Raw genomic sequence first — 10,851 nt, 5'->3', positions numbered from 1 at the left:
TTGCCTGAAATTCACTCCTTTAATCAACATCTATAAAAATGGATAGGCAAAAGCTTACAAGATGCAGTACATGCATTATTGTTGACCAATGGATAGCTGTGTTTCAGAGCATTATCACTGCGTAGTATTATCATGGGTGGCATAATAATTTTTGCTATTTTAGTCTTTGGTCTTATGGGGTTCGCAGCACGTCAATTTAATAAATAATCCTAAATAATTGGTATTTTTATCAAAATCATAAACCTGCGTTAATCCACGAATGTATAATGTTCGTTTTGATAATATATCAACTGGCCGTTTCAAGCTCTAATAAGACATTAAGCTTTTCAGAACATTAGATCAAAGCGCACAAGTGACCATTCCATAGAAATGTAAATAACATTAAAAACTAGAAAAAAGCACAGTAATCAGACTGTAAACAACTTAAGTGACTAAAACCAATCACATCCTGTCGATGCTGGCGTAATAGCGTTAGCGTTTACTTTTATTAGCTATAATTGACTTAAGTATACTTTCCGTGAGCACAGGAAATGCACAGGAGGATGTGATGAAAAGCCAGTTTTATATTTGTAAGAGGGACTAAAGGTATTGTTTTTAAAGGAGATAAGATGGGGTGGCTAAAGGGACTTGAACCCTCGACAACCGGAATCACAATCCGGGGCTCTACCAACTGAGCTATAGCCACCACTGAACTTACTTAGAACGCCTTGTGGTAAGGCGCGAAGAGTATATTGTATTTTTAAGCAGATTGACAAGGAAAATTTTTGCTTTTAAGCGTTTTATGCGCATCATTTTGCTTAACTGTATTTTTTGCTAATTATTAAGTTAATTTTAGATGCCGTTTTACTAATGTCTCCTCATACTGTATTTTTAACTTAGGTATTAAAATTACTATCCAGCGGATAATTTGGCGGTATAAATGTCTCTAGACAAAATTTCTGAACAATTAAATAAGTTAACACCAGGTAACACTAAAAAATTACCGCCGATAGAATCATGGAATCCACCCTATTGTGGCGAAATTGATTTACAGGTTAAAGGTAATGGTGACTGGTTTTATGGTGGCACAATATTTAAACGGTTATCGTTAGTTAAACTTTTTGCTTCGGTTTTATTAAGAGAAGTCATAGGTGATTGCGACGAGTACTTTTTAGTGACCCCCGCTGAAAAAGTTAAGATTATTGTTGAAGACGCTCCTTTTGTATTAACGCAATGGGCTTGGCAAGATGATAACAAATTAATAATGACGGTTAGTACCAATGTAGATGACGAATTCGTGCTTGATGAAACTCATCCGTTAACGATGAATGCTAACGGCGAATTATATGTTTTAGTGCGTCGTAATTTATTGGCAAAAGTTCACCGCAATGTTTATTACCAATGGGCCGATTTAGCACAAGAAGTGGTTACAGAAAAAGGGATTGAATTAATTTTTTCAAGTGCTAACCACAAGTTTAGTTTAGGAAAAATTGATTAAATTTCTCACCTTTATAATTACTTATTGTTTATAAAGGTGAGAGTTTCGCTTAAATTACCCGCGAGAAGCGCTGTTGGTTAACGTGCTGTTTCATATAAGCATCAAAACTCATACAAATATTACGAATCAACAAGCGTGCTTTCTGATTTACTTTAATAAAATCAGCCGTATTTTCAAGTAAACCATCACTGATAAATGTTTTCAGTAGTGGTAAATCTTCAGCAAAATATTCGTCAAAATCAATGTCGTACTTTTTACTGTTCTGTTGTTTATCAATATATAAATTACACATTAATTCACGAATAACTTCGCCACGGATCACGTCATCTGTTGATAAAATAACCCCTTTCACTTGCGCGTTTTTTCTAGTATCTATCGCTTTATAATAGGCTTGCAATTCTTTAATATTTTGGCTGAAAGAAGTACCGATATTACTAATAGAAGAAACACCTAATCCTAATAAGTCACAACCACCCTTAGTGGTATAACCTTGGAAATTACGGTGCAGGGAACCCTCTTTTTGTGCAATAGCAAGTTCGTCATTAGGTTTAGCAAAGTGATCCATACCAATGAAATCGTAGCCAAAGTCACAAAGTTTTTCGATGGCAAGTTTCATTAAGGCAAATTTTTCTTGCACGCTGGGTAACCATTCGTCACGTAATTTACGTTGGGCAGCAAATCGATTTGGAATATGTGCATAGCTAAACAATGAAATACGGTCGACATCCATCTCATGAGCTTTGTTAAGCGTTTTTGTAAAGGTTTCTATCGTCTGGTGAGGCAAACCATAGATCAAGTCGATATTAATTGATTTGAAGCCCACTGCCTTTGCATGGGCAATAAAGTCGCTAATAAATTCGGTTGATTGCACACGATTAATTGTTTCTTGTACTGTTTTGTCAATGTCTTGTACGCCAATACTTAGACGATTAAAACCTAAATCAAAGAGGTGTTCAGCAAGGTTCATTTCAATTTCACGCGGATCAATTTCTATACTCATTTCTACATGTTCAGCAAAAGTGAATTTTTCTTTTAATAAAGAGACTAATTTTGTGATTTGGATATGGGTTAAAAAGCTGGGTGTTCCACCACCCCAATGGAGCTGTTTAACCGTATAGTCAGTAAATAATTCAGCTCGTGCACTAATTTCTTCCGACAAAAACTCTAAGTAGGTATCGGCCTTGTTACGGTGGCGGGCAATAACTTTATTACAGCCACAGTAGTAGCAAAGGCTATGGCAAAAGGGAATATGTACATACAAGGACAATTCACGGTTGGGTGAATCTTTCACTGCTTGGACGAAATCTTGTGCATAAAATTCATCATGAAATTCTAATGCCGTTGGATAAGAGGTATATCTAGGTCCACTGGTATTATATTTAGCCAGTAATTTAGGGTCAAAAAATTGATTTGCTTGCATGGTTGGTTACCGAGTTAGCCATTACTTATATACGCGTTATCAATCAAAATATAGGTTGAATGGTAACGGGTATATGCTAAGTAACAGTTTAACAATGCAAACATTAATGATATTGATCGAGCGCAATAAAGCGTTATTAACTTGGTATAAAAATTAACTTGCTAGGGCACTCATACGTTCTTGGGCATATTGATGCAAAGAGGTAACGTCAATTTTTATCTGTGCGGATAAATCGCTCTCTGCTTTCATACGTTCAAAATCAAGTTTCATACGCTCATTTTTGGCAAGTTTCTTTCTTGCATCAAGAATAGGCATATGTTTAATTTTATCATAAAGTTCAAAGACTGCAGGAAACTCTGCTGACAAACCACTACTCAACTTTAAAGAGTCGAGCAATACACTCAATCGCCAACAACCCTCAGCGATATCACACTGCTCTTCTTTCATTGCGTGGGCAATAATCACGACACTACTAAGGATCTTAGAATCGTGTTTTGCTAAGGCAATTTTTTTATCTTGCTCTGCCTGTTTTATTTTAGCCGTTTGTGCCTTTAGCTGGCTTAATAATTTCACCGCATAAAAAACAAGCGCTGCAATAATCATTACTCCGCCAACTACTACATAAATCCAAGGGGTTGAAAACATGATAAAGCCTTATTCGAATTTTGACAGGTCACTGTTGTCAAATTTATCCCAAAGATCATCACCAGATTTTGCTGTGCTTGTCGTTTCAGGTGATTCGTCGTCGTCATCTTCATCTTCTATGCCGAGTATCTCACGTAGTTGTTGATGACGTTCCATTTTTTCATTGAAATAATCAACATCTTCGTTACTTAGCGAAATATCTTCATCTTGCTGGGCAAGGATACTTTGCAAACGGCTATCTTCTTCAATAGCGAATAGCTCTTGTTGCAATGAGGTATCAGCTTCAACAACACGAATAGCAGCAATTGGAGAGTTATCTGCTTTTACTTTGTTTTTGGCTTTAAAAGGTTGCACTGCCGCTGTTACCGGTCCGCCAAGATCTATTAGTTTTTTACTACCAATACGCGGATCTTTCTTTTCTGTAGGTAAGTGAGATTCTTTACCTGCATCAAAAGCTTCTTTTTGTCGGTTGCCGGCTTGCTTTCCTGTTTTCTTCTTTGGTTTTCTATCAACAGGAACTAGGGCTTTTTTCTTATCATCTTTTACTGCGCCGATAGGACCATTGCCTTGTTTTCTAGATTTTTTGGTACGAGACATAAAATAATTTCGTTTTTAAATTCAATGGTTCTATTTTACGTTATATTGTGGGAAACAGCGATAGTGTTTTTCATGATTAATTTTCAGGCATAAAAAAACGATGAACAAGTCATCGTTTTCATCAAACTTTAATTGGTTATCCTAACCTATTAGCAATTCCGTTTATAAGCTTTAACGTATTATTATTTTTTATGTTGCGTTAAATACTCGGTTCTTTTTTATCGGTCATCCTGACACTTTATTGGGTTGTCCTTATCGGTCTATTGACCTAAATATTAACAATCATCCTAATCTTAACTTAATCATCCGTATTCTTTTAAAGTAACCACTCATAAGAGAAGGTTAAGGCTTTCCGTGCAATTCAATCCATATTGTTATTTGGCTACAAAGTAGCTAGGCAATACTTTACCTTAGTTTATAAATGTCGCAAGTTATAAATATACATTTATTTACAATTCATGGGATAAAAAAGATTAACTTGTTGTTTTTAAAGTCTATTAATTTAATTAAAAGTTATTGAATGGTAAGAATATGTTTTCTCTATGGTTAGTGTCTTACATTAATAATCACAAATGGAGTACATTGTTGCGCTCGCTTTATATACGAAATCCTTCGTTTTATGTACTAATGTCCTATCTTGTCTAGTTTATGAGAGAAGTTTGTTGTGATTTTTAGGTTATACCGTGTTCGCAATAAACTAAGCTAAATAGAAATAATAGCTTAGTTTTATTTATTGGATATCGTTTGAGCATTAATGATTAATGATTAATGAGGGATAAAATAGTTTTATTCGTGTAACCAGGCCGCGTGTTTTGGTGCAACTTTAGTAACAGCCCACTCTTCAATCATTAAAGGTGCAACCCTTTTTAATTCTTTCATTTGTTCAACCGTACCGGTATTCGCTGCTAATTCTAAGCGATGACCACTCGGGTCAAAGAAATAAATTGATTTGAATACACCATGATGAACTGGGCCTAATACATCAACACCTTTACTTTGTAACTCTTCCTTTGCGGCGACAAGTGCATCAACATCTTCAACTTCTAATGCGATGTGCTGTACCCATGTTGGTGTGTTTTCATCTCGGCCCATGGTTGGAGAATTAGGAATTTCAAAAAAGGCTAAAACATTACCCATGCCCGCGTCTAAAAATATGTGCATATAAGGGTCTGGTGCCTTAGTCGACGGTACCTCATTTTCAGCGATGGCTACCGTTAGCTCCATGTTCAAATGTTCTTTGTACCAATCAACAGTAACTTTTGCATCAGTACAACGATAAGCGACGTGGTGAATTCGTTTCATTTTGATCATTTTAAACCCTTAATATTCTAGTTTTGAAAGCAATAAGGTTATTTTTGCACAAAGTAACTTTTGTTACTAGTTTGTGGTTTTTTAATTACACTAGCGTTTTACTTTTTTGTGGCAAAAAATTTACAGTAGATTTTTACAGCGCCATTTTTTGCTGAGCGTGCTGTCCACTTCAGTAATAGCGATGGCGGCCAGTGGTGAATCAAGAAAAACAATGTGACCGGTCATTAATTGATCATCACGAAAGTAGTGGCAGGTAAGCTCAGTATTTTCTGGTAAATGATCAGCCAGTTGCTGCAAAGATTTTTCAGTGACTTTTATATTATGTACGGCAAGTAAAATATCGTTAACTGCCAAGCCAGCTTCAGCTGCAGGAGAGTTTTCAATAACCTGAGTAATCTTCACGCCTAGAGGTAACGCGCTATATTGTGCACCGATATAAGGAGAATAGGCTTTATTGTCAGTAGTCTCTAAGCTATTAAGTTTCTGAAACTTTTGAGCAGTAAAGGCAATACCTACTTGCTTAAGTAATGGTGCTAACTCAATACGTTGAGCACTGTTAAGTAAGGCTTGAAAAGCCACTGTAATATCGTCATTACAGAGAATATTGGCAATGTTTATAAAGTCTTCCTCACGGGTACCAATATTTGTTCTACCGAAATGTATCCATAATTCGCGCATTAAGGTGTCTAAGCTGTAGACACCTGCTGACTTTTCTCTAATCGTTAAATCTAGCCAAAGTGCAATTAAAGCGCCTTTAGTGTAATAGCTAACAATATTATTTACGCCATCTGGACCTTGTTGATAAAACTTGGTCCAAGTATCAAAGCTAGAGTCACTGACACTTTGTTTTAATTCCCCTTGGCTCCGGTATACTCGAGTCGCTGTCTTAGATAATTGCAGTAAATAGTCTTCAAAACTGATCAATCCGCTGCGAAACAATGAAAAATCATCATAATAAGAAGTGATGCCTTCATAGGCCCACAATTGTCTCGTGTGCACTTCGTGCTGTAAGTTGTAGGGAATAAACTCTTTCGGTTTAATGCGGCATACATTCCAAGCGTGGAAGTATTCATGTGAACATAAGCTGAGAAAAGTTTGATAATTTTCAGACGTTTCATCAGGTTTATTAGGGTTGGGTAAATCAAAGCGGCTGGCTTGTAAAATTGTCGAGTTTTTATGTTCAAGCCCACCAAAACCGCTGCCTAACAAATGGGTAATAAACCAGTACTCTTTAAAAGGGACCTCGCCAAATAAGTTAATATGATGCTGGCAAAGCTTAGCTATATCTCGTTTTAGGCGCTCCCGATCACCAAAATGTTGGCTAGTAAAGACTAAGTGATGGGTAACACCTTCGACAACAAATTCAAAAGCATCAAAGTTACCAATGGCAACAGGGCAATCGATAAGTTCTTGATAGTCTTTAGCAATATAATCACCTAACTGATATTTATCAGTGCCTGTAGCGCGTGTTAAGCCCGTGGCAACTCGCCAACTATTTAACTGTTGCGACGATTCAGTTGTTAATTCTTTTGGTAATGCAATAGTCAACTGACAGCATTCTTCTGGCAATTCTTGCACTTGTAAAAAAGTTGAGCTGCCATTAAAAAAGCCACGTTCACTGTCTAAGTAAGCGGTGCGTACCGATAAATCAAAAGCGAATACTTGATAACATATTGAAGTATTGACACTTGTTGCGGTAAATTTCCAAGTTTGTTTGTCGGTTTTATTCAGCGCAATTGTCTCAGTATTTTGAGCTGCTTTTGGGTCACTGTTATAAGCGCTAATTTCAGTAATATTTTTTGCAAAGTCACGGATCATATAGCTTCCCGGTAACCAAGCGGGTAGCGATAAATGATAAGTCTTATTCACTTGTGTGGCAAAAGAAAGCGTAACCAAAAATAAATGGCTGTTTAGATTTTTAGGCGTTATTTGGTAGTGGATCATTGGAAAACACAACTAATTAAGACAAAAGGTTATGGCTTAATGTAGCAGAAATAGTGAATGAAAACAGTAAAGCACCCAGCGTATTAGGGGCTTTACTCGTTATGTTTACCTTATAAATTAACCGCTAAAGTAAAATAACTGTTTTGCCCTGATTTAAACAGACACGTTGCTCGGCATGCATTCTAACCGCATGAGACAATGCTGTTGCTTCAATGTCGTGACCACTATGAACCATCTGCTCTATCGTCAGGCTATGGTTAATGGCTTTTACTTCTTGCACAATAATAGGGCCTTCATCTAAGTCACTAGTGATATAGTGGGCGGTTGCGCCAATCACTTTCACACCACGTTGGTGGGCTTGATGGTAAGGTTTTGCGCCTTTAAAGCTGGGTAAAAAAGAATGATGAATATTAATAGCTCGACCTTGCCATTGTTGACAAAAATCATCAGACAAAATTTGCATATAACGCGCAAGCACTAATAAGTCTGTTTTGTAGTTTATTAATAAGGCTTGTAATTCACTTTCTTGTTGCGCTTTTGTCGAAGTAGAAATAGGTAAGTGATGAAAAGGAATTTTATGCCAATCAACTAAAGCTTGGCAGTCCTGATGGTTTGAAACCACAGCAGCAACATTAATAGGTAAAACACCGGCTTTCACTTTGGTTAATAACGACACCAAGCAATGATCATCTTTAGATACCGCGATAACAACATTTGGAAAATCATCACGTTCTCTTAATTGAAAGTTCATCGCAAGCGGTTGGGCTAATTCGGCTATGGCTTGACGGAATTGTGCAATTGAAACGGTTAAATTTCTGTCATCAAATGCGATACGCGAGAAAAAAATCGAGGTATACGGGTCGCTGTACTGTGAGGTTTCAGTAATAAAAGCGCCGTGTTGATAAAGGCTCTGAGAAACTTTTGCTAATACTCCTGAAGTATCAGGGCATTGCCAAGTTAAAATATAGTGATTAATGGGTTTCATACCTGACTCCAAAAAATAATGAATATGGAGTCAGTGTGACAGGTTTTTAATCAAGCAATTAGTTTATTGCGCTATAAGCTAAAATTTTTATTGAGTATGAGTAGCTTGCGTGATTATTGACCGCTATTTTTTTCATCATTTACTTGATGCACTTTATGATAATTTTTGATAAAAAGTGCCTCAACTTTTTCACGTGCCCAAGGTGTTTTACGTAAAAACTTTAAGGTTGAATTGATACTAGGATCTTCAGTGAAGCATTTAATTTTTATTTGTTGACTAAGCGCAGGGTAACCAAAAAATTCAACAAGTTCGGTAACAAGTGCTTTTAAGGTGATGCCATGTAATGGGTTGAAAGGTTGATTGTCCATAAGAGTAATTAGCGATACTATTAATAAAAATATAGTGTTATTTTATCAGATTAATTTTGAAGTTGCTTTCAAAAGATTAAATGCAACGGGAAGTTGGATCTAGATATTTCCAGTGCTATGGTAATGCCATGAAGTTAGCTAATAAAGTAAGGAAGATCATCAGTGATTAAATTAAAATTTTCCCATAAAATAATTATGGCGACTACAGTATTATTACTAATAGCCTTGTCGGTATCTACATCAATTAATTATATATTTTTAAAAGATCACACCCAAAAAAATCTTAATAATGCTATCGATGAAATAGGCCGTTCGGTTTCTGGAAATATTGCTAACTGGTTAACAAATCGTCTACAAATAATTGATGCAGTGGCGCTTAATATTACTGACATTAATAGTCATGAAGAAATTTTTCATGCGGTTCAGCAAGCAGTAAAAGCCGGGATGATGAAAAATACCTTTGTTGGACTAGCCAGTACCGGCGAATTTATCCTTGATGATTTATCGATACAACTTCCAGAAGGTTTTGATATTCGGCAGCGCCCTTGGTATTTACTTGCAAAAGAAGGGCGTAAGTCTTCTTTTACTGAAACTTATATAGATGCCACGACGGATCAAAAAGTATTGACTGCTGTAGCGCCTATTTTGAAAAATGGACAATTTATTGGTGCAGCAGGAGGTGATATTTTTCTAGATGAAATTTCATCGATTCTGAATGAAATTGATTTTCTTGATTTAGGCTATGCCTATTTAATGACTTCAAAAGGGAAGATTCTCAGTCATCCTGATGTGAAATATGTCGATAAAGAGGTGAGTGAATTATTAGGTCAAACACCGCCATTTTCGAGTGACTTAAATGAGATTAATAATAACACCATAGTTTCATTTATCCCCATTAAAGGCATTGACTCGGTTAATTGGTATGTAGGTGTCGTACTTGACAGCGAAAAAGCTTACCAACCCATGGTGAACTCGAGAAACACTGCCATTACTGTGGTTATCGCTAGCTTACTTGCAACGATTATTCTTATGCATTTATTGTTTAGCTATTTAATGAAACCTATTCATACCTTAAACCTTGCCATAAAAGGTATTTCTCGTGGCGACGGTGATTTAACCCAACGTTTATCGGTTGAGAGCCACGATGAGTTTGGTGAACTATCAGAAAACTTTAATGATTTTATAGAAACTATGCATCATTCGATGCGACGAGTTAAAGAGTCAGCGGCAAATTTACAACAGCAGATTGGCCAAGTTCGACAAAGCTCACAAGTCGGTATTGATATGGCCGATCAACAGCTTAATCGTGGTGAAAGTGTATCGACAGCGGTAACCGAGTTAAATAACTCTTCACAAGAAATTTCGACTAACGCACTAACGGCTTCTAACTTAACATCAGGCATGCAAGCGCAGTCAAATGAAGGGCTGGTGGCACTCAATGAAAATATTCAGTCAATTGAACATTTGTCGAAAATAATGACACAGTCAAGCGGCGAAATTGAAAAATTAAGCAGTGAAACTAAAAATATAGTCAGCATTTTAGATGTTATTAAAGGGGTTAGTTCACAAACTAATTTACTCGCGTTAAATGCCGCTATTGAAGCAGCACGAGCAGGGGAGCAGGGCCGAGGTTTTGCTGTAGTAGCTGATGAAGTTAGACAGTTAGCACAACGTACTCAAGAAGCTGCACTTGAAATCGAAACCATGATTGATAACTTAGAAAAAGGCACCGACGCTGTGGTTATTTCTATGGACGAAAGTCAAAAAAATAGTACCAGTAGTGTGCAAAAAGCCAAAGTAGCCGACGAAAAAATGCAATTAATTATTCATATGTTACAACAGGTTGATAATGAAAATCATGCAGTAACTGAAGCGACTCAACAACAAGTTAATGTGATCAGATCAATTGATGAAGATATATTAAATTTGATGGATTTAAATCAGCAAGGCGTACAAAATTTACAGCAAACGCAGCAAGCTTGTGACAGTTTACAACAAGAATTCACCGGCTTAAATGATATAGTGGGTAAGTTTAAAGTCTAACGTGCAAGTGCATAAAAAAGCTAGATAACGTGAGTTATCTAGCTTTTTTTATTGTATCGCC

The 10,851-nt window shown here is 36.5% G+C and carries 8 protein-coding genes, 1 tRNA gene and 1 pseudogene; 2 read left to right on the top strand and 8 right to left on the bottom strand.

Features of this window, described 5'->3' with window-relative positions; all coding sequences use genetic code 11:
* Window positions 1-609 precede the first annotated feature (609 nt).
* Window positions 610-685 (bottom strand) — tRNA-His (locus H4J66_RS10800).
* Between the two features lie 234 nt (window positions 686-919).
* Between H4J66_RS10800 and H4J66_RS10795 the strand changes: the two genes are divergently transcribed.
* Window positions 920-1,477: a DUF1285 domain-containing protein gene (locus H4J66_RS10795; protein WP_182174264.1), complete on the top strand. Its 558-nt coding sequence runs from the start codon at window positions 920-922 to the stop codon at window positions 1,475-1,477.
* A 49-nt stretch (window positions 1,478-1,526) separates the two neighbouring features.
* Here H4J66_RS10795 and hemN read toward each other — a convergent pair whose 3' ends face one another.
* The 7 genes and pseudogenes from hemN to H4J66_RS10760 all read right to left on the bottom strand — a co-directional run.
* Entirely contained in the window at window positions 1,527-2,897 is a 1,371-nt protein-coding gene (gene hemN, locus H4J66_RS10790; protein ID WP_182174261.1) for an oxygen-independent coproporphyrinogen III oxidase, read from the bottom strand.
* Window positions 2,898-3,050: 153 nt separating this feature from the next.
* Window positions 3,051-3,542 carry a DUF2489 domain-containing protein gene (locus H4J66_RS10785; RefSeq protein ID WP_182174258.1) on the bottom strand — a complete coding sequence of 164 codons (492 nt, stop codon included), beginning with the start codon at window positions 3,540-3,542 and terminating at the stop codon, window positions 3,051-3,053.
* A gap of 9 nt (window positions 3,543-3,551) precedes the next feature.
* The gene (gene yihI, locus H4J66_RS10780) at window positions 3,552-4,139 is read right to left on the bottom strand and encodes a Der GTPase-activating protein YihI (protein ID WP_182174255.1); all 588 of its coding nucleotides are present in this window, start codon (window positions 4,137-4,139) and stop codon (window positions 3,552-3,554) included.
* Window positions 4,140-4,925: 786 nt separating this feature from the next.
* Entirely contained in the window at window positions 4,926-5,450 is a 525-nt protein-coding gene (locus tag H4J66_RS10775) for a VOC family protein (RefSeq protein WP_070375174.1), read from the bottom strand.
* Between the two features lie 120 nt (window positions 5,451-5,570).
* The gene (locus H4J66_RS10770) at window positions 5,571-7,394 is read right to left on the bottom strand and encodes a M61 family metallopeptidase (RefSeq protein WP_182174252.1); all 1,824 of its coding nucleotides are present in this window, start codon (window positions 7,392-7,394) and stop codon (window positions 5,571-5,573) included.
* A 124-nt stretch (window positions 7,395-7,518) separates the two neighbouring features.
* A complete protein-coding gene (gene purU / locus H4J66_RS10765; RefSeq protein ID WP_182174249.1) occupies window positions 7,519-8,379 on the bottom strand; it encodes a formyltetrahydrofolate deformylase in 861 nt (286 codons plus the stop codon).
* Window positions 8,380-8,510: 131 nt separating this feature from the next.
* Window positions 8,511-8,747, bottom strand: a pseudogene (locus H4J66_RS10760) (VF530 family DNA-binding protein); the annotation flags it as partial.
* Window positions 8,748-8,909: 162 nt separating this feature from the next.
* Between H4J66_RS10760 and H4J66_RS10755 the strand changes: the two are divergent.
* The gene (locus tag H4J66_RS10755) at window positions 8,910-10,790 is read left to right on the top strand and encodes a methyl-accepting chemotaxis protein (protein ID WP_182174243.1); all 1,881 of its coding nucleotides are present in this window, start codon (window positions 8,910-8,912) and stop codon (window positions 10,788-10,790) included.
* The last annotated feature ends 61 nt before the right edge of the window (window positions 10,791-10,851 follow it).

The sequence above is a fragment of the Colwellia sp. MB3u-55 genome, from assembly GCF_014076785.1.
In the GTDB taxonomy this organism is placed as follows: domain Bacteria; phylum Pseudomonadota; class Gammaproteobacteria; order Enterobacterales; family Alteromonadaceae; genus Colwellia_A.
This window is presented reverse-complemented; position numbering and strand designations above follow the sequence as displayed.